This is a genomic window from Novosphingobium endophyticum, assembly GCF_014640675.1.
Taxonomy (GTDB): Bacteria; Pseudomonadota; Alphaproteobacteria; order Sphingomonadales; family Sphingomonadaceae; genus Novosphingobium; species Novosphingobium endophyticum.
On record NZ_BMHK01000032.1, the window covers coordinates 1 to 23,296 of the forward strand.

A 23,296-nucleotide genomic window follows, 5' to 3' on the forward strand; every position below is an offset into this window, starting at 1 on the left:
TCCGGTGTCTCGGGACCGGCTACGGGCTACGCCCTCCGCCAATCCCGAGACACCGGATTCTCATCTTGATCGTCGCGCTCTCTCATCCAGATCGCCGCGCGACAGGAGACGGACTTCAGCATCCTCGATAGCCTGACGATATTCCGCCAGGACAATATGATGGGCAGGATGGTCGAACTGCAAAACAGCCAGCCACCGGTAATGAGCACGCGTCCATGGCTTGCGCCCGGTGTAGACCCGCCCGTGACGCAGTAGGAAGGACTGGAGCTGCTGCCGAGCCCGCTTCAGCGCCTCACCCGCCGCTTCGCGAGCCCTCACCAGATCGCGCGCCGCTTCATGCGCTGCGTCGGGAACCCATACCGCAGTCAGCTCGCCGGCGCGATGTAGTCGCGCCAAGCTCACCGCGTCGCGGCGATTGGTCTTAACCCGGTCGCCCGGCCGCTTCGGCACCAACGATGGAGCCACCACCACACACTCATGGCCGAGCTCGATGATCTGGCGATGGAGATCGTACCCTGTGGGGCCAGCCTCGTAACAAAAGTGAAGCTTCGACCCGCGCTTCTCCAGCTTCGCCACCAAGCCTGCAACCGATGCTGGTTCAGACGAAATGTCGCCGTGAAACCGGACATCACCGGTTCGCTCGCCATCTGCCACCGCAACGGAAATCTTTAACTTCGACGTATCGAGTCCGATAAAAAGTTCACTATATTCGTCCATGGCTCGTCCTCGCCTATGCTTGGGGCAAGGCTCTGGACCATCCAGAGCAACCCCCGATTTCAGCATATTGCGAGGGCGGGCTTTTCTCATCCCGCGAACATACAGTCTAAATGACGCTCCATCAGCCTTAGGTTGCTGCACGACGTCCAGAGCTGCCGACAAACTGGCGCGCCAAATTGCGCGGAGAGCTGCAGACCTGCTCCATAGCGACGCCAAGCGCAGCCTTGTACTTGATCCCAGGCGCGCTCTCGAGCAGCCGGGCGGCGTCCTCTATGCTGACGACCTCGCTCATCTTGTGCGGACGGCGCATCGCCACCAGGCCGCGCACAAGATCGCGCCGCCTGAGAGTGACCGTATGGTGATCCCGGCACAACACTCCATGGCTGTTCCTCTCATGATGCTTGGGGCCGGTCACTCGGACCTCATTTTCAACACCATCATTCTGAGGAACAGCCACTCAGGTGGCATCAGCAAGAGACGCCGGCCCATTAGGGCATCTAATCCCGAACGGCTTTCCAACTCGACGTTGACGCGGAGCCAGCGGAGTCAGCCGAATCAGGGAACCAGGACCAAGGAGCCAACCGTTTCACCGCTCTCCAGTTCAACGTGCGCTTGCTTCACTTCGGATAAAGGATAAACGAGATGATTTCCAAGCTTAAAGACACCTGCCTGAATGGCGGCCATCGCATCGCGGGCGCGGGCTTGGTATTCGTCAACATGCTCATTGAAGGTACCGCCGCTGAACTTCGTGAGATAGAGCCCCTCAAACTGAAGATCGACCGGCGCGATCGGTTCCATCATCCCCGACGCCTGGCCGAACGAGACCATGAGACCGTAGCGGCGGATGGCTGCCAGCGACCTGTGAAACAGGGCGATGCCGACACCGTCGTAGCAGACGTCGACGCCTTTTCCGCCTGTCAACTCGCGTGTACGGGCGACGAAATCTTCCTCCGTGTGCACAATCACATGTGCACAGCCGTTGGAGATAGCCCGCTCCACCTTATCGCCGGCGCTCACCGTACCGATCACGGTGGCACCCAGATGCTTTGCCCATTGTGACAGGATCGAGCCCACGCCGCCGGCGGCCGCGTGCAGCAGAATGGTCTCGCCGGGCTTCACGACATGGCACTGGCGGATCATACCCTGCACGGTGATGGTGCGGTAAAGGAGGGCGGCGGCGTCGACGTCGCTGATTCCTTCCGGGATATGGAAGCAGCGATCGGCGGGGAACAGCCGCGCTTCCGTGTAGGCGCCCCAGGTATAGGTCGCGGTGGCATAGCCAATGCGGTCGCCGACCTTGAAGCCGGTCACGCCTTCGCCAATCGCCTCGACATAGCCTACCGCCTCAAGGCCAGGCGAGAAGGGCATGGGGAGCTTTTCCTGGGAGTGGGGCGGTGCGGTGCCGCGGCGATAATGGACGTCGGCGAAATTCAGGCCAATGGCTGTCTGCCGCAGGAGAAGCTCGCCGGGACCGGGTCTACCAGGGTCGATGTCGACCATTTCCATGACCTCGGGGCCGCCGAGGGTGCTAACAAGAACTGTCCTTGCCACGATATTCTCCTTTGTCAGTTCAGAATGGGGGTAGCGACGAGTATGGGAGGGCCGCCTTCCGACAGCACCTCCCAATTCAAGGTGACCCGACTACCGGACCGCGGTGCTCCCGGGCGGTCGGGCGCATGGACATGCGCCTGAAGACGGGAGCCGCAGTCCAGCGCGACCATCGCGATTCCGTAGGGTAGCCGACCGGCGAATGCCTTCTGAAAGGGCCGGCGATAGATGACGCTCGCCAGCACCGTGCCGTGTGGATCGACTTCACGCCATTCAACAGCGCGGCCGGCGGGGTAGGGACTGATCGGGCTTGGCGGCCAGAAGGCCGCTCCCGTGGCCGCGCAATGGGGCAGGATCAAACGACCTTCGGCTGCGCCGTCCCAGAAAGGACGGTTGAGATCGTTGACAATGGGATCGGCGCTCTCGCTCATGCCTTCAGTTCCGTTCCAGCACCAGAGCGTCGCCGCCGATGGTAGCCCACATAGCGGTACGCGCCTTTTGGACCTGACGCGCGCCGGCCTCGCCGCGCAATTGCGTCACCAGCTCACGCACCTGGCCCCAGCCGTTGAGCTGCGCATGCGAGAGCTGGCCGCCGTTGAGATTCGTCGGCCGTTCACCGCCAAGGCCGATGCGCCCGTCCTGTATCCAGTCGAGTCCCTCTCCGGCGCCGCAGAAGCCGAAATCCTCGAAGGTATAGAGCGCGAGCGGCGAGAGGCTGTCATAAACGCCGAGCACGTCGATCCGCTCGGGCGTTACGCCCGCCATTCGATAGGCGGGATGGCCCCGCGCCTCGCGCATGTTCAGGCGCTTGCCCGATTGCTGGCCGACGCCAAGGCCAAGGGGACCGAAAATATAGCTCTCGCGGCTCGCGCGCACGCCCTGCACGCCTGTTATGGCGACGGGTCGCTGCGCGACGGTGGCGAGTCCTGCTTGCGAAATGATGAGGCATACCGCACCGTCGCCCACCAGCGAACAGTCGAACAGGCGGATGGGATCGATGATCGGACGGCAGGCGAGATAATCTTCCTGCGTCATGGGATCGCGCGCCACGGCGTCCGGAGTCAGGCGGGCATGCGCGCGGAACGCCACAGGAATCGCCCCAAGAAGCTCGCGATCCTTGCCATAGGTGCGACAGTAGAGGTCGAGCGCCATTGCCGCACCCGCGACGGGAGAGGCCATGCCGATATGGCCTTCCTCTCCATGCGGGCCGCCATTCTCGCGGAACTGCTCGTAAAAGAAGGGATTGTTTGCTTCCCCGATCCGGCCGAGATCGCTGTTCTTCATGGCAAGGATACAGGCGACGCGGGTGGCAAGCCCGCTTGCAACAGCCATGGCGGCGTGGGTGATGACAGTGGCGGTGAAGCGCCCGTGCGGCCAAGTCTGGCTGGCGTAGCGCACGTCGAGACCAAGTGTCAGCGCGAGCGTGTCATAGTCCGCTCCGCGCGGTGAGCCGATTTGTACACACAGCCCGTCTATTGCGCCGCGCTCCAGCCCCGCATCGTCGAGCGCGCCCATCAACGCGTCGCCCGCCATGGAGAGGACCGATCGCTGCGGATCCCGCTCAAGGCTGCTCGCGCCGACGCCGACGATTGAGGCCTTGCCGGACAGCGTCATGTGATACCGAGCTCGGCGCGCGCCGTTTCCGCCAGCTTCACCTTGGCGATCTTGCCAGAGGCGAGGCGCGGCAAGTTCTCTTCGCTGTGGAAGAAGATGTGATGCGGAACCTTGAAAGAGGCGGCACTCTCTTTGACGAAAGCCTTGAGACTATCTTCCGAAACGTTCTGGAACCGGTCGACGAAAGCGACGATAAGTTCCCCGCGCACGGCATCGGCGACGCCAACCACATGCGCGTCGCGGACATCGGGATGGGTCACGAGTAGCTGCTCCACCTCCGCCGGCGAGATGTTAATCCCGCCCGATTTTATGACATCCTTGAGACGCGAGTGGAAAATCATCCGCCCCTCCGCATCAATGGAGCCGAGGTCGCCCGTGTCGAAGAAGCTGTCGGGGCGCAGCGCCTTGCTGGTCTCAACGGGATTATCGAAATAACCGGGCGTCGTGTGGCCGCGCACTAGGATGAGACCAGTCTCGCCTTGGGCAAGGGGGCGGCTGCTGTCGGGATCGACGATCAGCAACTCCATGCCGGGGAGAGGACGGCCATTGGTTGCCATCTTGACGTCGAGCGGGTCGTCCACCTCGCCTACCGTGGCATTGCCGTACGTCTCGGTAAGGCCATAAGCCGGTACGGCGCCGGTGATGCCCATCTCCACGAGGGTCAAGCGCTTATACTCTGCACCGAGCCCCGCATTGCCCTTCTTGAGCGTACCGATCCGCGCCTGCCGATAGTCGGCCTGGTCGATGATCGCACGGCTCATATTGCCCGTACCGTAATAGACGGTGGCGCCCGCGCGCTCGATCACCTCGATGGCGCGGCCCGCTTCGAAGGCATCCATCAGGACGAGCGAAGCGCCGGCCGTCAGCGTGGCGGGTAGCGCGTTGGTCGCGCCCAGAGCATAAAAGAGAGGCGTACCGAGGAACACGCGGTCTTCCGGCCCGATGGCGCGCCGCTGGCCGAGATCAAATCCGTTCTCCACCACGCCGCGGTGGCGCAACATTGCGCCCTTCGGATCGGCAGTGCTCCCGGAGGTGTATAGAATATAGGCGATGCTTTCCGGATCGACGGCGGGCAGCGGCGCACCGATGGCGTCGCCCCGGCCAAGGAAATCCTCCCAGCCGATCGTACCAGGCACGGCCTCCCCCATCAGAATGACGGAGCGCAGGGCTGGCATGTGGGCGCTCCGGATCGCGCCGGGCGGGCTTTCCGTCAGCTCGGGCACGATCGCGCTAAACATCGCGCCGTAGTCGGTCTTGAGGAAATGGCGCACCGCAATGACCATACTGACGCCGCAATGGCGCATGGTCCAGGCCAGCTCATTTTGTTTGTACCAGCTATTGAAGGGTACAAAAATTGCGCCGGCGGCCGAGGCGGCCAGTGCAACGACGACCCACTCGGGCGCGTTGCCGATCATCGCAGCAACCCTGTCGCCAGGGCGCACTCCCCCTGCAACCATGGCACGCGCCGCCCGGCTTGCCTGTTCGAGCAGATCGGCATAGCCAATGGATTGCCCATTATAGAAGATCGCCGGATGGCCGGGATCGGCGACAGCCTTTTCGGCGACCACCTCGTACAATGTCGTGGCAATGGGACGGGTGATCATTGGCCGTTGCTCCGCGTTGCTCCGCGGCGCGGCTGTCCCGCCAGATCGTCCGCGAGATTCCAATAATCGGTCATCCCGGCGATTTCGGCCAATTCGGGCCGCATGCGCTCTAGGAGGGCGTCGGGTTGTTCTATCCGGCCAGACGCGTGAAAGCCGGTCCACAGTGCCGACACCGTTTCCGCGATGGCGGCAATAGTATTGAAGGGATAGACCGCAATGACAAAACCGGCCGCTGCCAACGCTGCCCTGTCGGGCACCGGCGGCACGACCCCGCCGATCCATACCAGCGGTACGCCGGGAAGCGCGCGCCGCGCCTCGGACATTTGCTCCGGACCGAGATCCAGGATCATTACGGCATCGGCACCCGCACTATGATAAACGCGTGCGCGCACGAGCGCCTCGTCCAGGCCCGAGCCGCGGAGTGCGTCTGTGCGCGCAATTAACAGGAAGTCCGTATCGAGCCGCGCCTCGACCGCAGCACGCAGCCGCTGCTGCATTTCCGCAATCGGCACCATGCCCCCCTCGCCCCGATGGTAATCTGGGCTCTTAGGGTAGGGTTGGTCATCGATATGAAGAGCGGCAGCACCGGTGTGTTCGATTTCACGCACGGACCGCAGAACATGGAGCGGCGATCCGAATCCGGCTCCGCCGTCAACAATCAGTGGCAACCCGGTCGCCAGCACAATGGCGCTTGCATGGGCGCAGGTTTCCGTCAGTGTGACTATCGGCTGCCCCTTGGCAAAGCTCAGCCCGACCGCGTTCCCCCCAAGGTAGAGAACGTCAAACCCTGCGCGGGCGATAAGCCGTGCGGTGAACGGATCGCAGGCGCCGGGCGCCGCGATCATCCCGCTAGCCATGGCCGCGCGCAATCGCGCTGCCGACGTCATCACGCCGACGCGCCTCGCCGGTCCAGGACGATGTCGAACTGACCGCGATAGCCGTCGCCGTCCACCTCCAGCGCCACGATGAGATCGTCCGATACCGCGCCCTCGACATAGTCAGTTTTGAGGAAGTCGGACGTCGGCATGAAGATCTGGGTGGTGAGAAGGACGCGTCCATCGATGCTGGCCTTCAGGTGAATATGCGCGGCTCGCGTGTTGTGCTTCCCCATGGCGCGGAAAAGCTCCCCGATCGGGTCATTGTCATGTTCCGAGTAATCGTTGGGCAAGACCGTGTGCACGACATATCGCCCGTCCGCATCGGTGGTCACGATGCCACGAAGATGGTTGCCGGCCCGGTCGTACGTTCCGTTGGAATCGGCCTGCCAGAAATCCAGCCGAGCGCCCGGCAGGGGCTCTCCCGTCTCCACATCGCGCACCCGTCCCGTCATGAGGAGGGAGGGCATGCCCGCCGGCGCGCCACCTTCGCAGAGCACGCCGTCCGCGCGATGGGGATGAGCGCGGTGATAGGGGCCCTCCAGATTCTGCCGCGTGCCCCTGCTGGAGCCGCCCGTCGCGTCGACGCTGGTCATCGCCAGTGCCACGTCTATCAGGCTGCGGCACATGGAGGACTGGCCGAGGCGGTTCAGATAGTCACCCGCCGTGTGCAGCTCGCGCTGCGTGATCGAAAAATCCCGCACGACCTGCTTCATGTCGGATACGATCCGCTGCCAGATCGCGTTCAACCGCGCCTGTTCATCCATGCCGGTCATTGTCTATCCTCTCCTTCTTTCCATGGCGCCAAGACAATTCGGCCAGTTTCCGTGGCGGCCTCGACCAGGAAATGAGCCTCGGCGACATCGGCCAGCGGCATAACGCGCGCGATGCGGGGCGTGACGATACCTGCGGCCGCCATCTTCACGGCATCTTCCAGTTGGGCACGGCTGACGCTGCCGACGCCCAGGAGCTGCGCGCGCTTGAAGAAGATGCGTGCCGGATTGATGCTGATTTCCTGGTCGGTGAGTTGGCCAACGAAGCAATAGCGACCATGCGGCGCCAGCGCATCGAAAGCGGGCTGGAATGCTTGGCTCCCGACCGTGTCGATTACGACGTCGACACCTTCGCCCCCCAGCATGTCGCGCAGTTCGCGGCCATAGTTTTCCCCTACGCGTTGAATGACGACGTGATGCGCACCGGCTTCGCGAAGGGCGTCGGCCTTTGTCTCGCTGCGGGTGACCGCATAGACAATGGCGCCGGCGTGACGGGCGATCTGCACGGCAGGAAAGCCCACGCCGCCGGTCGCGCCGGTCACCAGAACAGCTTCGCCTACTTGGACATGCGCCGTGTCGCGCACGGCGTTCAGCGCGACGCCCGCGCCGGGCCCGAGCACGCACGCAACCTCGAACGGCATGTCGTTCGGGATGGCCACCGCCGCATCCTGGGCGAGCGCCACATACTGGGCATAGCCGCCCTTGACGACGCGGCGCTGCCGGCAGGTGGTCTCTCGCCCCGTTCGGCAATAGCGGCACTGACCGCAACTCGAGAATGCCTTGGTGCACACGCGGTCGCCGACGGCGAACCGTTCGACGCCGCCGCCTATTGCCTCCACCGTGCCCGCAATTTCTATTCCCAAGATGGAGGGGAAGGTCACGTCGCGTCGATAGGTCCCGTTGCGCTCCACCACGTCGCGGTAGGATACTCCGCAGGCTCCAACCTTCACGATGATCTCCCCTGGAAGCAGGGGCGGAAAGGGAACTTCCTCGATCGTCAGGACAGACGGCGGGCCAGGTTCATGGACGACAGCAGCGAGCACTTTCAATCTCAATTCAACGTGGGAATTGCCACCTGATAGGCAAGCCGCTCTCAGCTTCCCACCAGGAAAGCTCGCGGGCCGCTGCAATCCATACAAACGGGTGCACTACTCCAATATTTGTGTTGAGGGCTCCTAGCCCGCGGCAAATCCCGCGTCAGAGCGGTTCCAATCAAGTTCAAGCGCGCCAGTTCTTGATCGGCTGCAGCTCAGTTTTCGAGTCGCCGAGTGCGTCCACTATCCGCACCAGATATGGCCGCGCACATGTAGAAGCGTGCCTCAAGGATGTCGGTGATCAAATTCCGTTACGCGGATTGGATACCAAATCTCGGTATACGCAGGAGCCGATCCAAACTTACAGCGGGCGTCGGCGATGTGGACCGCAACGCGTTTGACGGATATTCCCCCGCCGTGGTCCACCCCGCACCTCCGCGAGATCGCCGGAATGCGTGTCCCTTGCTTCGACCCTATCGGTTCACTGCGACTCAGGAACGCCGGGCACGGAAGCAATGCCATTTTTGAAAAGCAGACTTGCTGCCTCGAACAAGGTTTGCTCCCCTCCCGGCGCCGCAATCAGTTGAACACCGAGAGGCAGCGGCCCCGAATGCGCTAACGGAAGAACAATACTGGGCAATCCCATCAAACTAATGGGTTGGGTGTAGATCCCCAGATGGCTTCGCGCCGGCGTTCGGACACCATCGAATTCGATGAAGGGATCTTCGATCAGCGGCGCAAATCCGGGCGCGGCAGGCGTGATGAACACGTCGCAATGCTCGAACAGCTGTTGGGCTCGCGTACGGATCCATGTCTGAAATCGTATGGCCTGGAGGTAATCGTCTGCCGGCATCAGGAGTCCAGCCAGTAACCTGTCTCGCGTTGTCGCCCCATAGATCCCAGGATCATGAACGAGGCTGGCTCGATGCAGATTCGCCCCTTCTGCCGCGATGATCAGCGAAGCGGCCGCGCGCGCGAGGTCCACATGCTTAAGATCGAGACTCACACGCCCAAATTCTTCCCAAACGGGCTTCATGGCTGCGCGCATCGGATCTTCGACATTCTGGTCGAACCAGCCTTTCAGCCGGCCAAAGCGAAGTGGACCGCGCGGCACGGCGCTTCGTTCCGGCGCACCGTCGCGAAGAACATCGCGAACAAGTACAACGTCGTCGATTTGGCGAGCCACCGGGCCAACCACATCAAGGCTTTCCACTAAGGACTGCGTTCCCTCATTCGGGAAATCGCCATAAGTAGGAGCCAGTCCAATGACGCCACACAAGGCGGCCGGAATGCGGATTGAGCCATTGATATCCGACGCAAGGGAAATCGGCACTGTTTCGTTGGCAACCGCAACCGCCGAGCCACCGCAAGCACCGCCCGCCAGGCGATCTTTGTCATGGGGATTGGGCGTGGTGCCATAATGCGCGTTGACCGTGACAAACCCGTAAGTGAATTCGTCCATATTCTGCCGGCCGACCAGCACTGCCCCCGCCGCCTCAAGCAGCATGATCGCTTTGGCGTCCCGGTGCGCGAACGGCCCCTCCGCGCTGAGTCGAGAACCCGCCGTTGTGGGCTGCAAGGCGACGTCGAAATGATCTGCGACGCCGAACGGCACACCCGCGAGCCGCCCCGGATCCAGGCCCGCCTGGACAATCTTGTCGACGGCCTCGGCGCGAAGGAGCGCGCGCTCCCGAAAAATCTTTATGAAACCGCTGTCGGGCGAGCCGATACGCTCAATATGCGCCAGAGCGCTTGCGCAAATTTCGACGGCCTGGACGCGTCCTGCACGAACAGCGTTCGCGATGTCGACAGCGCTTTGGCGATGGAGTTCAGCCATAACGCCCTTCCATCATCCAATGATGGCTCTTGGCGTCAAACTGATCAAGTGTTGCCGCATGAACCTGCAATACGACCAGATTGCGGATAATTCCTTCTAGAAGTTCATCATTCACGTCGAGACCAGCCTCTTGAAGCCGTGCCTTTCCCGTTTTGACTGTCGGGCGGCTTCTCTCACCGCGGCTCAGCACGCCCATGGGGATTCTCCATAAGATAGAACAAACAAGTGCTGATCAGCGCTTCATCATTTCGCCTAAGGCACCCTAGTCGTTGGGCAGCCGGTGGTCCAAGGGATTTTCCTTTCTCCGGCTTCGCCCGCTTTTAGCGAGGCTCTTTGAGAGGACCTTGAAAACGGAAGCCGGCCTTGTGCGGAATGGGATGGGCGTGAAATTCACGGGACGATGGAGGCGAACAAGGCGTCGGCAACAAACCCGTGCCCCGTGCGGCTCTGGCAAAGTTCAAGCACTGCTACGGAGCAACACGGGAAAGATGCGAACAGGCAACAATGCAACGTCGATCGGACGCTCCACCCTGGGCAGTCCGGCTGCGACCATAAAAAGGAGGCACGGGTGCGCCGCGCCTCCCGTTTTACTGCAGAAAGATTGCTTCAGTCGTGCGGACGCAGCGGCGTGTCCTTATGGTTTACGTCGATGCTGACGGGCATCCAGTCAGCCAGATCCCGCGCCTGCGCGCTCAATTGATGGCCATGGTAGTAGATGGCGTCGCTGCCCAGCAGCAGACACATTGGCGGTTTCTCGGCGTCGGCGGCGCGCAGAATTGCGGCTGCCGCCCGCGCCGGATCGCCAGCCTCTGCACCGGCGCCGGCGTTCATTGTGTCCCAAGCGAAGCCCGCGGTGTCGGCATAGTCATCAATAATCGTCCCGCTGCGGGTCAGCGCATGATTGAAGTCCGTCCGGAAGGCTCCGGGCGCGACATTGGTCACGTTGATGCCGAGTCCGGCCACCTCCTGCGCCAGCGTCTTTCCAATCGCCTCAAGCGCGTGTTTGCTCGCACAATAATAGCCATTCCCCATCCAGGCGGCGATCCCGCTGATCGATGTGATGTTGAAGATGTGCCCCGCGCGGCGCCTTCGCATATGCGGCAATACCGCCTGCAACACGGAGACCGCGCCGAAAAAGTTCACCTCCATCTGCGCGCGGATTTCGTCCAAATCCGCTTCCTCAATCCCACCAGCAAGACAATAGCCCGCATTGTTCACGAGCCGGTCAATCCCACCTGTCTCTGCATCGGCCTCATTGACGACGCGCTTGACCGCGACCGCGTCACGCACGTCAAGCAGCCGGCCGCGCGCCTGCCCCGGGGCCAACGCCTCAAAACGGCGCAAATCCTCGTCTTTGCGGACGGTGCCGACCACAATGTCTCCATGCGCGAGAGCCGCCTGCGCAATGGCACGGCCAAAGCCGCTACTGACCCCGGTAATGAACCAGTTTTTTGATGCAACCATGTTCGCTGCCTCCTTTCTGAATGTTGGACCGGGAGTGCTTAAAAGGGCTTGTCCCCCTTGGCCCAAAGCCGGTAGGCCACGCGGTAGCTATTGGCATCGTCATATTTGGTGCCGGTGTGGAGCGTGCAGCGATTGTCCCACACCAACACGTCGCCCACTTTCCATTCGTGACGATAGACAAAGCGATCCTGCGTCACGAACGCGATCAATTCGTCGATCAGCGCGTCCGCCTCGGCCTTTTCCATTCCGACGATGTCCTTGACCGTGCCCGTGCTGACCCAAAGAGCTTTGCGACCGTCTGCGGGATGTGTGCGGATCAGGGGATGAAAAACATCGGGATTTTCGGCTTCCAGTTCCGGGCTCAACTTCATCCGCCCGAACTCCCGGGTTTCCATGAAGTATTTGTAGCTGTGATGAAGGACAAGCTTGTCGAGCTTCTGCTTCATTTCTTCGCTCAGCGCGTCATACGCCGCGCAAAGATCGGCGAGCAGCGTGTCCCCGCCCCCCGAGGGCACCTCGATCGAATAGAGCATCGTGCACTTCACCGGCTCTTCCTTGTAGGAATAGTCGGTATGCCAGCCCACGCCGTCATAGTGAGAACCCTTACGTCCACCGACCTCGCGATTGGACAGGATATAGATGTTCGGGTAGCCCTCGAGCGTGAATTCCTTGAGGGTATGCTCCTCGGGCTCACCGAAGTGGCTGATATAGCGGAGCAGATCGTCCGGTTCGAGCTTTTGGCCGCGCACCAGCAAGGCGCCGTGGTGCTCGAAGGCATTCACCAGGGCGTCAAGGGTTGAGTCATCTGCATTCGCCAAGTCCACGCCGCGGGCTTCGGCGCCGAACCCCTTATCCAGCTTGCGAATGTCAAGTTTTACCTCAGTCGCCATGTCGTGCACCTTTTACCCATACTGCCATTCACAGCATCTGAACTGTGCTGAGCCGCAAGCAAAGTCTTGCACTCTAATGCACGATCATTTGTTGCATCCAGAAAGTATCGGAAGGAAATTTGTAAAGGTGCTAAACCTTGCGAGTCTGTCTTTGTGCAACGACCAAGTGGCCGTGCACCTCCGGGCAAGATTTGTTGTAGGTTATGGGGAATTCTTCCTTTCAACATCAGGGAACATTGTCAGCGCGGTGCGGCGACATCACGTGACGCAAGGGAGAGCCCCTTTCACCATGAACCAGAACATCTTCAGCGACGTTTTTTTTGCAGGACTCGCGGATTCCGCCCTTTCAGTGGAACAGGCGGTTTCGTTACCTCCCGAATGTTACATAGATGCGAGCTTTTTCGAGTTCGAGAAGGAGGCGGTGTTCAATCACGAATGGCTGTGCGTGGGTCGGGAGGAGTGGGTAACGAAGCCCGGCGACTATTTCACGACCTCGATTATTGGTGAACCGATCGTCGTGTCGCGCGATCTGAAGGGAGCGCTGCATGCCCTCTCCTCAGTATGTCAGCACCGCTCGATGCTCGTCGCCGAGGGGACTGGCAACTCACGCGCCTTTGTCTGCCCCTATCATCACTGGACTTTCGCTCTCGATGGCAAGCTCGTGAATGCGCCAGCTATGGGCAAGACTTGTGAATTCCACAAGAGCGACATCGCGCTGCCGTCGTTCAAGATTGAGATCTGGCACGGCTTTATCTTCATCAACTTCGACAAGGACGCGCCGGCCCTCGCGCCCCGTTTGACCGCGGTGTCCGACATCATTGCCCATTACGATCTGGCCACTGCCGAGGGGCCGCAGCCCGAACTCGGTCCGCAGCGCCCGTGGAATTGGAAGGTGATGTTGGAGAACAATAATGACGGCTACCACGCAAGCCGCCTCCACCAAGGCCCCCTTCATGATTTTGTGCCCAGCGGTGAGGCCGTTTTTCCCGAGCTTCCGGCGGATACCGCCGGCTACTACCGGACCAATGGCACGCTGCATCAGGACGCCAGTTTCAACGCGACGCAGAAGGCGTTGCTGCCCGTTTTTCCCAAGCTGACGCTGGAAGAACGCAACCGTATGACCTTCGCCAACATTCCGCCGACCTTGTCGCTGGTGATGATGAGCGACATGGTCATCTACATGATTCTGCGAGCCGATGGACCCGAGACGCACTGTATGGACACGGGCGTGCTTGTGGCGCCAGGGGCAATGACGAATGCTTCGTTTGAGCATCGCATGAACATGAACATGGCCGCTGCCATGGAGATCATCGCGCAGGACTTCCATGTCGACGAGATGATCCAGATCGGACTGAGATCGCGCTTCGCCAAGCGCAGCAGCTATTCGTGGCAGGAAGGCGCGCAGCAGGCGTTCAACAGTTGGCTTGTGCCGCGTTACCAGGATGCCTGGGCACGCATGAAGCGGGAGCGGGCTTGACATGCAGCAGACCTCCAAACGGACTGAGCGGATGCCCGTCGCCTTTTTCGGTCATGGCAGCCCCACCAATGTTTTGGAAGACAATGAGGCGACGCGGACTTGGGCGCTGATGGCCAAGCGGATTGGCCGCCCGAAGGCGATCCTTTGTATATCGGCACATTGGTGTACTCGTGGTGTCCACGTCACCGCGATGCCGTCACCGCAAACTATTCACGATTTTGGGCCATCCCTGCCAGCGCCATTGTTCTCGCAGCAATATCCTGCGCCAGGAAGCCGCGCGCTCGCCGAACGAGTGCAAACGCTGATCGCCCCCACACCTGTAACGCTCGATGAGAGTTGGGGGCTAGATCACGGCACATGGTCGGTGCTACAGAAAGCCTATCCGGATGCGGACATTCCGGTTGTGCAGTTGAGCATGGATGTCACCAAGGACGAGGCATGGCACTACGAGCTCGCGACGCGGCTACGCCCGTTACGCCACGAGGGGGTTTTGATCGTCGGCAGTGGCAACATCGTTCATAATTTACGTGTGCTGAAATGGGCTGATGATGTCCAACCCTATCCCTGGGCCACCCGATTCAACGATTACGTGAAACAGCAAATTAGAACAGGCAATCATACCGCGCTGTTCAACGTGCACGAACAGGGCGAGGACGCACGACTTTCTGTTCCGTCGGAGGATCACTACTGGCCGCTGCTCTATGCTCTGGGCTGTATCGAACCCGAAGACCGGGTGACTTTCCTGTCTGATTATATCACGTTCGCATCGCTCGGGATGACGAGTTTGTTGATCGAAAATAGCGCGGTCGCGGAATAGGTCGTAGACAGCGCGATAATTACTGGGGGCCTCGAGGAGCGGATGTGAAGACCTGGAAATTCACGACCGATGAGATCGCCGCCGGTAAGCGCTATGACGCGTGGTGTAATGCCATGGGCCGGCTCAACCTGCCCGTCGGCTCCATCACCGATCCGAATGACTTCCACGGGGCGGTCTCTTGTCTTACTTCACCGCTTGGCATCGAATTTGCCCGTGTCGATGCAGCAGCGCAGGAAATTTCCGACCAATATCCCAAGCAGCCTTCCGCCATCTGGCTGGCGCTGCTTGTCGAGGGACGCGCAACGCTGGTGGATGGTGAGCGGCGCATTGACCTTGTCCCCGGCGACCTGTTGTTCGGCCCGACCGGGGCGCCCGCGCGCCTGCTGTTCTCCACGCCCTTCCGCCAGCTGTTTGTAAAGGTGCCGCATGTAGCGCTGAGCCCGCGGCTGCTCGCCCCCTTATCACTGCCGCTCGGCTATCTGCCGGGCCAGGGCGGAATAAACCACATTTTTTCGAGTATGCTCGGGTCGCTCGCCAATGCCATTGACGATCTGGTGGCAGATCAGTTGCGGCCCATTGAACTGTCCCTTACCGAATTTATGCTGACTTGCCTGACCGGGCAGAGCTCCACGCCGCTCATCGGATGCAGCGCCAATGCAAGGGCGTCCAATCTGCACAGCTTCTGCCAGACGATCGAAGCCAATCTCGCCGACCCTGATCTTAGCCCGGCCAAGGTCGCCGACGAACATGGCGTCTCGCTGCGTTATCTGCAAAAGCTGTTTTCGCAATCAGGCAAGACGTTTAGCAATTATGTGCGGATGCGTCGTCTGGAACGTTGCCGTGCAGACCTGATGAGCCCGGTCTACGTACAAATGTCGGTGACCGAAATCTGCTTTCGTTGGGGCTTCAGCGACTCGGCCCATTTCAGCCGCGCCTTCCGCAGCCAATACGGCGTGCCACCCCGGGACTGCCGTCGGCTAGCCAATGAGGCTTCGGAAATGAACAGTTTCCGGCCAATTCGGACTTTTGCCCGCGCGACCTGATCCGGGAGGGCGACATCCCGGGGCAGGCAAGCCCCGGGAAGCCTGGGCCGAAAATTGGGGATCGGTTTATGCCTCCCCATGCAGCGGAAGTCCGCCAGTTCTCGTGATGAAGCCGACGATCTCCGGAAGCCCGATACCGTCTTTCAGATTGGTAAAGAGGAATGGCCGCGCATCGCGCATCTTCCGAGCATCACGGTCCATAATGTCGAGGCTCGCACCCACTAGCGGCGCTAGATCGATTTTATTGATGACAAGTAGGTCGGAGCGCGTAATGCCCGGGCCGCCCTTGCGCGGGATCTTGTCGCCTGCCGATACATCGATCACGTAAATCGTTATGTCGGCCAGTTCCGGGCTGAAGGTGGCGGCAAGATTATCTCCGCCACTTTCAACGAAAATGACGTCAAGCGCAGGAAAGCGCATGGTCATCTGCTCGATCGCGGCAAGGTTGATGCTCGCGTCTTCGCGGATTGCGGTGTGTGGGCAGCCACCGGTCTCAACCCCCATGATCCGTTCGGGAACAAGTGCGCCCGAGCGGACAAGGAACTCGGCGTCCTCTCGCGTGTAAATGTCGTTGGTGATGGCCGCGATGTCATACTGATCCCGCATCGCCTTGCAGAGCCGATCGGTAAGCGCTGTCTTGCCTGAGCCGACCGGCCCGCCGATGCCGACCCGCAGCGGGCCGTTCAGGGAAATTGTCATGAGCGGAAGAGCCTCGTGTAGAGCGTTTCGTGATGAAAGGAAGCCAGCTCGAGCAGCGGCGAGGCGCTGCCGAGATCCTCGACGGGCGTGAGCATGGCACGTGCGGCGACGGTCTCGATATGGCTGGCCAAACGCGCCGTCGCGATCTGACCATCGGTTTGCCCAAGCGGCACCAGCCGAACGCCGGCCGAAACGAGATTGGCGGCGGTCGCGTGCAGATAGGCGTGGGTGGCGGGATTGAGCGCTATGTCATGGACCGCGCAGGCGAGACCCAGTATCGCGCAATGCGCTATTGGGCGATTGCCCCAGCGGCCAGCGAAGGCGTCCAGCACAGGGTGCGGCCAGGCGCGGCGGGTGACGGAGAGGAAGGACCGGCCCTGTTGATAGCTCTCGAGTGCGGTTTCGCTGCTGCTGCGGAAAGCGGTTGCGAGCTGGGCGATGCCATCAAAATCCTCGTTGTCGCTGGCCGTGCGCCATGCGTGAATGAAAAGCACGGCGTCAATCCAACCGCCCCCGTGGGCAAGCACGGCATCGACATAGCTCACGAGACTGTCCAGATCGTGTACGCGGCCGTCGCTCACCGCCGTCTCGAGCCCATGGCTGTAGGTAAAGGCGCCGACAGGATAGGAGGGCGATGTCCAGGCAATCAGCCGCTGAAGTGCGGATTCAGTCAGCATGATGGTGATGGTGACCGTGATTCTGTTCTTTGTGCTCATGTTCGCGGCCGGCCGCATAGGCGCCCTGTTCCGGCACAAACGGGGCTTCTATGGTCACCACCCTAGCTCCCAGGCCTGTCAGCATCGCCCGGATGACGTGATCTTCGCGCAGGCGGATGCAATCCTCGTGCAATTCGGCGGGAAGATGACGGTTCCCGACATGCCAAGCTATGCGGACAAGTCCAATTCCGGGGCCCGCGCGCACCTCCATCAATACTTCCGAAGCCGCGCCAAGCTCGATCAATCGTCCGTCGGATAACCGCAATGCATCGCCGTGCTGCAATATCGCGGCGCGGGGCAGGTCAAGCAGGAACTCGGTGCCGTGATCGGCCACATAGGCAAAGCGACGGCGATGACGCTCGTCATAGTCCAACGCGATGTGGTCACATGCGGGGCCAGTCCATTCTCCTGCAGCCAGAACTTCGCGCGCGGTCAGCATGGCAGTAACATCCTCAAAAAAGGAAATAACGTTGGGCAAACGGCAGCTCGGTTGCGGGTTCACAAGTCAGCAACTGCCCATCGGCACGTACTTCGTAAGTCTCCGGATCAACCTCTATATGCGGGGTCGCATCATTCAGGATCATTGCCTTCTTCCCGATTTGCCCGCGTGTGTTGCGTACCCCGACAAGCTCGCGTGAAAGCTCCAACTGGTTTGCGATCCCCTCCTCGATCGCCGCTTGCGACACAAAGTGAAACGAGGAAAGCGTCCGAGCGCGGCCATAGGCACCGAACATCGGACGGTAGTGCACCGGCTGGGGCGTCGGGATGCTGGCGTTGGGATCGCCCATTGGCGCCGCCGCGATGCTGCCGCCCTTGATAACGAGATCGGGCTTGGCAGCGAAGAAGGCCGGGGACCAGAGTACGAGGTCAGCAAGCTTGCCCACCTCGACCGATCCCACAACATGTGCGATGCCGTGCGCTATCGCCGGGTTGATGGTGTATTTGGCGATGTAGCGACGCGCGCGGAAATTGTCGGCGTCCTCGTCAGCGCCAAGCGGACCGCGCTGCCGCTTCATCTTGTCTGCAGTCTGCCAGCACCGGATGATCGTCTCACCTACGCGCCCCATCGCCTGACTGTCTGATGACATGATCGAAAAGGCGCCAAGATCGTGGAGGATATCTTCTGCCGCTATCGTCTCCCGCCGGATACGGCTTTCGGCAAAGGCGACATCCTCGGCGATCCTCGGATCAAGGTGATGACACACCATGAGCATGTCGAGATGCTCATCGAGTGTATTGACGGTGTAAGGCCGGGTCGGGTTGGTCGAGGACGGGAGAACGTTGGGAAAACCCGCCAGCTTGATGATGTCGGGTGCATGGCCGCCCCCTGCCCCCTCAGTATGGAAAGCATGGATGGTCCGTCCCTTGAACGCCGCGATCGTACTCTCGACGAAGCCGCTTTCGTTGAGCGTATCGGTGTGGAGCCCCACCTGAACATCGAACCGGTCGGCCACGTCGAGGCAAGTATCGATCGCCGCGGGAGTTGTGCCCCAATCCTCGTGCAGCTTTAGTCCGCATGCCCCTGCCCGTACCATTTCCTCGAGCGCGTCGGGGCGGCTGGCGTTGCCCTTGCCGAAGAGACCGAAATTCATCGGCAGATCCTCGAGCGCCTGAAGCATACGGCCGATGTGCCAGGGACCGGGGGTACATGTGGTGGCAAGCGTGCCATGCGCAGGGCCGGTGCCGCCGCCAAGCATGGTGGTTACACCCGAGTAAAGTGCATGCTCAACCTGTTGCGGACAGATGAAATGGATGTGCGGGTCGATCGCGCCCGCGGTCAGTATCTTGCCTTCACCGGCAATGATTTCGGTTCCCGGGCCTATGACAATGTCGATGCCCGGTTGGACATCCGGATTGCCTGCTTTGCCAATCGCCGCGATGCGACCGTCGCGGATCGCGACATCGGCTTTCACCACACCCCAATGGTCGAGAATGACGGCATTGGTGATGACCGTATCTGGTGATCCCTCCGCGCGAGTGGCCTGGCTTTGACCCATTCCGTCGCGGATCACCTTACCGCCGCCGAACTTCACCTCCTCACCATAGACCGTCCGGTCCTCATCCACGCGGATCAGCAGCGTTGAATCGCCCAGGCGGATGCGGTCACCAACGGTGGGCCCGAACATTCCCGCATAGGCACGGCGCGAAAGAGTTACGGGCATCGCGTCAATTCTCCAGAGCGCCCATGACGTTCGCCCGGAAGCCGGTCACGATGCGCCTTCCAGAAAAAGGGATCAGGGAAATCTCACGGCTCTGCCCCGGCTCGAAGCGGACTGCGGTTCCCGAGGGGATGTCGAGCCGATACCCGCGCGCAGCAGCGCGGTCGAAGTCCAGCGCCGGATTGACCTCCATGAAGTGGTAATGGCTTCCGACTTGGATCGGGCGGTCACCTGAGTTGGCGACGGTCAGCGTAATCGGCACGCGATCAGCGTTGAGCACGATGTTTCCCTCAGCCGGCAGAATCTCGCCCGGGATCATCGGATCGGCCTGTTCACGGTGACGAGCTTTGTGCCGTCAGGAAAAGTCGCCTCGACCTGGATGTCATGGATCATCTCTGCGACGCCTTCCATCACTTGCGCGCGCGTCAGGACGTGGCCGCCACTCGCCATCAGTTCCGCCACGCTGCGTCCGTCGCGTGCGCCTTCGACAACATGCTCCGTGATGAGTGCGACCGCTTCCGGGTGATTGAGCTTTACTCCGCGCTCGCGCCGGCTACGCGCGACCATCGCCGCCATCGCGACCAGCAGCTTGTCCTTCTCGCGTGGGGTAAGGTTCATCTCAGCAATACCAGACTGCAGGCAGCCGGTCCGGCAGACCGAGCGTCGCTGCGCGCAATGCTGACGCGGCCCGCATCACCCGGCTACGCAGCAGGCGGGAATCCGCATCGATCAGCCGAACCAGAAGCAGTTCGCCAAAACAAGTTGCGCAGCCATCCGACATTTCGCGGGCGAGAGGCAAATGATCCGCCGCGTCCGCGCCGGCATAGACCATTGTCGCAAGTGCACGTGCGGGTCCAAGGCAGAAGGGCTGCGCCGCGATTTCAGCAAATTTGCCGTCGATGTGGAGCGCATCGGCCCAGATCAACTCGTCCGAGCGCCAGATGCGCCATTCGTCGTGAATCAGCCCCTCGGCATAAACCTCCCCCATGGCGGCGCGTCCGAACACGATCGTCTCGACAGCCAACAGCCGCGCATCGGCGGCGAGATGCGCGTGGAGATGACGGCGCACCTGGCTGCGGTCGAACAGTATCGCCTCCTGCGCCAGCCATTCGCAGCGACCACCTTCGGCAATATTGATCCGGGTCTCTATGTGGATGGCGGGATCATCCGGAAGCACGCGGTAGAGCTTCTCGGCAGCTTGTGTGGAAACCGTGGCACATGCGCCCGGTTCGATGCTGATGTCGAGCACGACACGGTCCCCGCCGGTCAGGCCGCCGCTCGTGGTGATGGAAACCGCCTGCGGAAAATCACCAGTTTCGATATCTGGGAACAGAAGGCGGCAGGGAGCTTTCTGATAGAGATCGCTCAGCCCTGCCGGCCCGAAGGCGACCCGCGCTGCACCATCGACGCGCTGGTGGCGCGGAGGCAGCAGCGACTTCTCGGCCGCTTCATGGGCCTGTTCCGTCACCTCACGCAATGGCAGGGTTCCAAGCAAGGTCAAGCTATTCCCATGACGACAACGCGCTGGACCGTCCAGAATGCCCCAACCGCGCCAGTAAGATACAGGGCAGCGGTTCGCACCGGTTGCACCAACGAAATCGTCCGGAGGCCTGCCAGCTGTACGGTGAGGAGGCCCACGAAGACAAGTTCCCCCAGCGCAATGCCAAGATTGAAGAATGTCAGGCTCCATAAGGGCCCGTCCGGTGCGACACCGACCCCGTGCAGCGCGCTGCCAAAGCCGAGCCCGTGAAGCAGGCCAAACAGCAGGACCGTAAGCAGGTGTCGGTTCAAGGCATTCGGGATGTCGATCACACCGGTGGCATGGAGCGCTTCACGCGCCATGACGGCGATGGATAGGGCAATCACGATTTCTACCGGTGGAGACGGAATGTTCACCAGCTGATAGAAGACCAATGCAAGCGAGATCGAATGGCCGATGGTGAAAGCGGCAACGAGGGCGATGAGTTGCTTGCCGGACGCGAGCAAGCACAGGCAGAGCAGGAAGGCGAGGTGATCCCATCCCGTCCAGATGTGAAACACACCCTGCCTCAGCGCTTCGACGGTGATCTCACCCATTGGTCGTTCCGATCGGTTTCGACATCATCATTTCCTCGCTCTGGTACACAGGCGCATCACCGCTGCATGCGCTCAAGTATGGAGACGTAGTTGGCGACGGCCGTCCCGCCCATATTGTAGACCCCGGCGAAATCCGCGTTCGGAAGCTGCATGTCGCCCGCTTCTCCGACCAATTGCATGGCGGCCATGATGTGCATCGATACGCCGGTAGCACCGACAGGATGGCCCTTCGACTTCAGTCCGCCGGAGCGATTGACCGGAAGCTTCCCATCTGCCTGGATCCAGCCTTCAAGGGCCGCTTGCGCACCCTTCCCGCGCTGAGCCAGCCCCATGACCTCATATTCAATGAGCTCGGCGATAGTGAAGCAGTCGTGCGTCTCCACAAGGGACAGATCGTCGATCGAAACTCCGGCGGCATCGAGCGCACGGACCCAGGCCTGGGCACCCGCTTCGAACCAGGTCGGGTCGCGGCGCGAAAGCGGCAGATAATCGTTCACCTGAACCGCCGCCCGAAAGCGGATCGCGCGGCGTAGCGTGCGCGCCGTGTCGGCGTCGGCGAGCACCACGGCGGCCGCTCCATCGCTCAACGGAGAACAGTCAGTCCGCTTCAGCGGCGCGGCGACAAAGGGATTTTTCTCCGACGGGGTACGGCAAAATTCATAGCCAAGGTCACGACGCATATGCGCGAACGGATTGTCGAGACCATTTCGATGATTTTTGGCGGCGATTGTCGCAAGTGCGTCCGACTGGTCGCCAAATCGCTGGAAATAGGCGCTGGCGATTTGGCCGAAAACTCCTGCGAACCCTGCCTCGATTTCCCCTTCTTCCCTGCGATAGGAGGCGCCGAGCAGATTCTCGGCTGCCGCAGCCGTTGTAACGCCGGTCATCTTCTCGACGCCGACAACGAGGGCAATTCGCCCACGCCCCGCAGCTATGAAATCGCGGGCCGCATAGATCGCAGCCGCGCCCGAGGCGCACGCGTTTTCAACGCGAACGGCAGGCTTGCCATGAAGCTCAGGCACAGCATTCGCGACAAGCGAACCGGGGAAATTCTGACGGCTGAACCCCGCGTTGAACTGACCGACAAAGACGGCATCCACGTCCTGTGTTGGGACCCCGGCGTCCTCCACCGCCGCGCCCGCGACGCGAGCGATCAGCGCTTCGGTATCGGGATCATCCAGCCGGCCGAAGGGGCTGTGCCCCCAACCGACGATCGATGCTTCACTCATGTCAAATCTCCTGGAGTGACGTGTCACCGACGGTAAATGCCGATCAGCTGATCATCTGGCCGGTTTTCTGCCAGTCCGCGAGAAAGCCCTGAATTCCCTTGTCGGTGAGCGGATGATTAAATAGGTTCTTGATGACGGCATGTGGCGCGGTCACCACATCGGCGCCTATCTTCGCTGCCTCGAGGACATGCACGGGGTGACGTACGCTCGCCACGAGGATCTCGGTATCGAAGGCGTAATTGTCGTAGATCTGGCGAATGTCGGCGATCAGCTTCATGCCGTCAAAGCCGACATCGTCGTGGCGGCCGACGAAGGGCGAAATGAAGGTCGCGCCGGACTTGGCCGCGAGCAGCGCCTGATTGGCCGAAAAGCACAGCGTGACATTGACCATGGTGCCGTCACCCGTCAGCGTCTTGCAAGTCCTGAGGCCATCAAGGGTAAGCGGGACCTTGATCGCGACATTGTCAGCGATCTTTCTCAGCACCTCCGCCTCTTTCATCATGCCTTCATGATCAAGGGCGATGACTTCCGCCGATACAGGCCCGGGCACGATCGCGCATATCTCCTTGACGACATCGAGGAAGGCGCGGCCTGACTTGTGAATTAACGAAGGATTGGTGGTTACGCCATCGAGCAACCCCGTTTCCGCCAGCTCGGCGATTTCCCTGGTGTCGGCAGTATCTACGAAGAATTTCATGCGCGTCCTTTGTGGAAGAGGTACGTT

General features: G+C 61.2%; 25 protein-coding genes and 1 pseudogene. 3 read left to right on the forward strand and 23 right to left on the reverse strand.

Annotated features, from left to right (window positions below):
* Positions 1 to 108: 108 nt before the first annotated feature.
* The 13 genes and pseudogenes from IEX32_RS16835 to IEX32_RS16895 form a co-directional block, all read right to left on the reverse strand.
* Positions 109 to 717, reverse strand: a pseudogene (locus IEX32_RS16835) (IS110 family transposase); the annotation flags it as partial.
* Between the two features lie 127 nt (positions 718 to 844).
* Positions 845 to 1,132 carry a hypothetical protein gene (locus IEX32_RS20735; RefSeq protein ID WP_229736444.1) on the reverse strand — a complete coding sequence of 96 codons (288 nt, stop codon included), beginning with the start codon at positions 1,130 to 1,132 and terminating at the stop codon, positions 845 to 847.
* A 140-nt stretch (positions 1,133 to 1,272) separates the two neighbouring features.
* Positions 1,273 to 2,268: a quinone oxidoreductase family protein gene (locus IEX32_RS16845; RefSeq protein WP_188772710.1), complete on the reverse strand. Its 996-nt coding sequence runs from the start codon at positions 2,266 to 2,268 to the stop codon at positions 1,273 to 1,275.
* Positions 2,269 to 2,282: 14 nt separating this feature from the next.
* A complete protein-coding gene (locus IEX32_RS16850; RefSeq protein ID WP_188772711.1) occupies positions 2,283 to 2,696 on the reverse strand; it encodes a Zn-ribbon domain-containing OB-fold protein in 414 nt (137 codons plus the stop codon).
* A 4-nt stretch (positions 2,697 to 2,700) separates the two neighbouring features.
* Positions 2,701 to 3,879, reverse strand: coding sequence for a thiolase family protein (locus IEX32_RS16855; protein WP_188772712.1), 1,179 nt, complete (start codon positions 3,877 to 3,879; stop codon positions 2,701 to 2,703).
* Entirely contained in the window at positions 3,876 to 5,483 is a 1,608-nt protein-coding gene (locus IEX32_RS16860; protein WP_188772713.1) for a class I adenylate-forming enzyme family protein, read from the reverse strand. The genes IEX32_RS16855 and IEX32_RS16860 overlap by 4 nt, the downstream gene beginning before the upstream one ends.
* Positions 5,480 to 6,328: an isocitrate lyase/PEP mutase family protein gene (locus tag IEX32_RS16865; protein ID WP_188772714.1), complete on the reverse strand. Its 849-nt coding sequence runs from the start codon at positions 6,326 to 6,328 to the stop codon at positions 5,480 to 5,482. Before IEX32_RS16865 ends, IEX32_RS16860 begins: the two co-directional genes overlap by 4 nt.
* A 41-nt stretch (positions 6,329 to 6,369) precedes the next feature.
* Positions 6,370 to 7,134 carry a dioxygenase family protein gene (locus tag IEX32_RS16870; protein ID WP_188772715.1) on the reverse strand — a complete coding sequence of 255 codons (765 nt, stop codon included), beginning with the start codon at positions 7,132 to 7,134 and terminating at the stop codon, positions 6,370 to 6,372.
* On the reverse strand, positions 7,131 to 8,174 hold the full coding sequence (locus IEX32_RS16875; protein ID WP_268236758.1) for a quinone oxidoreductase family protein: 1,044 nt from the start codon (positions 8,172 to 8,174) through the stop codon (positions 7,131 to 7,133). The genes IEX32_RS16870 and IEX32_RS16875 overlap by 4 nt, the downstream gene beginning before the upstream one ends.
* A gap of 472 nt (positions 8,175 to 8,646) precedes the next feature.
* Positions 8,647 to 10,002, reverse strand: a complete 1,356-nt coding sequence (locus IEX32_RS16880) for an AtzE family amidohydrolase (RefSeq protein WP_188772717.1) — start codon at positions 10,000 to 10,002, stop codon at positions 8,647 to 8,649.
* Positions 9,995 to 10,198 (reverse strand): hypothetical protein, encoded by a 204-nt coding sequence (locus IEX32_RS16885; RefSeq protein ID WP_188772718.1) that lies wholly within the window; start codon positions 10,196 to 10,198, stop codon positions 9,995 to 9,997. Before IEX32_RS16885 ends, IEX32_RS16880 begins: the two co-directional genes overlap by 8 nt.
* Positions 10,199 to 10,608: 410 nt before the next feature.
* Positions 10,609 to 11,466, reverse strand: coding sequence for an oxidoreductase (locus IEX32_RS16890; RefSeq protein WP_188772719.1), 858 nt, complete (start codon positions 11,464 to 11,466; stop codon positions 10,609 to 10,611).
* Positions 11,467 to 11,504: 38 nt separating this feature from the next.
* Positions 11,505 to 12,356, reverse strand: a complete 852-nt coding sequence (locus IEX32_RS16895) for a TauD/TfdA dioxygenase family protein (protein WP_188772743.1) — start codon at positions 12,354 to 12,356, stop codon at positions 11,505 to 11,507.
* Positions 12,357 to 12,645: 289 nt separating this feature from the next.
* Between IEX32_RS16895 and IEX32_RS16900 the strand changes: the two genes are divergently transcribed.
* The 3 genes from IEX32_RS16900 to IEX32_RS16910 are packed head-to-tail and all read left to right on the forward strand — an operon-like array spanning position 12,646 to position 15,693.
* On the forward strand, positions 12,646 to 13,833 hold the full coding sequence (locus IEX32_RS16900) for an aromatic ring-hydroxylating oxygenase subunit alpha (protein WP_188772720.1): 1,188 nt from the start codon (positions 12,646 to 12,648) through the stop codon (positions 13,831 to 13,833).
* A gap of 1 nt (position 13,834) precedes the next feature.
* On the forward strand, positions 13,835 to 14,650 hold the full coding sequence (gene ygiD / locus IEX32_RS16905) for a 4,5-DOPA-extradiol-dioxygenase (protein WP_229736446.1): 816 nt from the start codon (positions 13,835 to 13,837) through the stop codon (positions 14,648 to 14,650).
* A gap of 44 nt (positions 14,651 to 14,694) precedes the next feature.
* A complete protein-coding gene (locus IEX32_RS16910) occupies positions 14,695 to 15,693 on the forward strand; it encodes a helix-turn-helix domain-containing protein (RefSeq protein WP_188772721.1) in 999 nt (332 codons plus the stop codon).
* Positions 15,694 to 15,759: 66 nt separating this feature from the next.
* Here the strand turns inward: IEX32_RS16910 and ureG are convergent, their stop codons facing one another.
* The 10 genes from ureG to fsa are packed head-to-tail and all read right to left on the reverse strand — an operon-like array spanning position 15,760 to position 23,269.
* On the reverse strand, positions 15,760 to 16,392 hold the full coding sequence (ureG, locus tag IEX32_RS16915; protein WP_188772722.1) for an urease accessory protein UreG: 633 nt from the start codon (positions 16,390 to 16,392) through the stop codon (positions 15,760 to 15,762).
* A complete protein-coding gene (locus IEX32_RS16920) occupies positions 16,389 to 17,108 on the reverse strand; it encodes an urease accessory protein UreF (protein WP_229736447.1) in 720 nt (239 codons plus the stop codon). Before IEX32_RS16920 ends, ureG begins: the two co-directional genes overlap by 4 nt.
* Entirely contained in the window at positions 17,059 to 17,547 is a 489-nt protein-coding gene (gene ureE / locus IEX32_RS16925; RefSeq protein WP_188772723.1) for an urease accessory protein UreE, read from the reverse strand. Before ureE ends, IEX32_RS16920 begins: the two co-directional genes overlap by 50 nt.
* Before the next feature lie 13 nt (positions 17,548 to 17,560).
* Complete coding sequence (gene ureC / locus IEX32_RS16930; protein WP_188772724.1) at positions 17,561 to 19,270, reverse strand: urease subunit alpha; 1,710 nt, start codon at positions 19,268 to 19,270, stop codon at positions 17,561 to 17,563.
* A gap of 4 nt (positions 19,271 to 19,274) precedes the next feature.
* Positions 19,275 to 19,586, reverse strand: a complete 312-nt coding sequence (locus IEX32_RS16935) for an urease subunit beta (RefSeq protein WP_188772725.1) — start codon at positions 19,584 to 19,586, stop codon at positions 19,275 to 19,277.
* Positions 19,583 to 19,885, reverse strand: coding sequence for an urease subunit gamma (locus tag IEX32_RS16940; protein WP_188772726.1), 303 nt, complete (start codon positions 19,883 to 19,885; stop codon positions 19,583 to 19,585). Before IEX32_RS16940 ends, IEX32_RS16935 begins: the two co-directional genes overlap by 4 nt.
* A 1-nt stretch (position 19,886) precedes the next feature.
* Complete coding sequence (locus IEX32_RS16945) at positions 19,887 to 20,768, reverse strand: urease accessory protein UreD (protein ID WP_229736448.1); 882 nt, start codon at positions 20,766 to 20,768, stop codon at positions 19,887 to 19,889.
* Entirely contained in the window at positions 20,765 to 21,343 is a 579-nt protein-coding gene (locus IEX32_RS16950; protein WP_188772727.1) for a HupE/UreJ family protein, read from the reverse strand. The genes IEX32_RS16945 and IEX32_RS16950 overlap by 4 nt, the downstream gene beginning before the upstream one ends.
* A 56-nt stretch (positions 21,344 to 21,399) precedes the next feature.
* A complete protein-coding gene (locus tag IEX32_RS16955; RefSeq protein WP_188772728.1) occupies positions 21,400 to 22,572 on the reverse strand; it encodes an acetyl-CoA acetyltransferase in 1,173 nt (390 codons plus the stop codon).
* Between the two features lie 43 nt (positions 22,573 to 22,615).
* A complete protein-coding gene (fsa, locus tag IEX32_RS16960; protein WP_188772729.1) occupies positions 22,616 to 23,269 on the reverse strand; it encodes a fructose-6-phosphate aldolase in 654 nt (217 codons plus the stop codon).
* Positions 23,270 to 23,296: the final 27 nt, after the last annotated feature.